Raw genomic sequence first — 833 nt, 5'->3', positions numbered from 1 at the left:
CGGTAGCGTTCGGCCAGCGCCATGAGGGCCTGGGCGAGTTCGGTGAGGTTGGCGGAGGCGGCCTCGACCTGGCGTGTGCCGGCCGCGGTCTGCTGGCTGGCCTGCCGGATGTTCTGCAGCGCGCCCATCACCTGCTCGATGCCGAGCTGCTGCTGGTTGGTCGAGGCCACGATCTGCTGGAAGGTCTGCACGTTCTCCTCCACCCGCGCGGTGATCTCCTCGATGGTCCGCTGCGTCGTGTCCGAGCGCGTCTTGCCCGCGGCCGCGCGCTTGACCGCCTCCTCGGTGAGCATCACCGAGGTGTTGATGCCCCGCTGGATCTCGCCCAGGATGCCGCGCACCTGACCGGTGGCCGCCTTGGCCTGGTCGGCCAGGAGCTTCATCTCCGAGGCCACCACCGCGAAGCTGCGCCCGCTCTCGCCGGCCGCGGCCGCCTCGATGGCGGCGTTGAGCGCCAGGAGATGCGTGCGTTCCGAGATGTCGTTGACCGTCTCGATGATGTCGCCGATCGTCTGGGTCTTCTCCGACAGGCTGACGATGTTGCCGGCCACGGCCTCCGCCTGCTCGCGGATCGCGTCCATGGCCTTGGCGGTGTCGGAGACCGCGCGCAGGCCCTGCCGCGAGGTCTGGGCCGTGGCCTGGGCGGTGGCGATCACCTCGGTGGCGCGCTTCGAGATCTGCGCGCCTGAATGGGTGATCTCGTCGACCGTGGCGGCGGTCTCCTGCACGGCGGCGAATTGCTGCTCGACCGAGGCCGCCTGCTCCTGCGCCGAGGCGCGGATCTCGGCCGCCGCCGCGTTCAGGTCCGCCGTGGCCGCACGGTTGGTCCGCGC

1 protein-coding gene is annotated in these 833 nt (G+C 71.1%); it reads right to left on the bottom strand.

The genetic code is table 11. From position 1 onward, the window contains the following. Positions 1-833: methyl-accepting chemotaxis protein (locus CIW48_RS32920; protein WP_246695533.1), on the bottom strand; the 833-nt coding region annotated here is incomplete at both ends.

The sequence above is a fragment of the Methylobacterium sp. P1-11 genome, assembly GCF_008329595.1.
Classification (GTDB): domain Bacteria; phylum Pseudomonadota; class Alphaproteobacteria; order Rhizobiales; family Beijerinckiaceae; genus Methylobacterium.
Note: the sequence above shows the minus strand (reverse complement) of the source record. Positions and strands in the feature narration are given on the sequence as shown.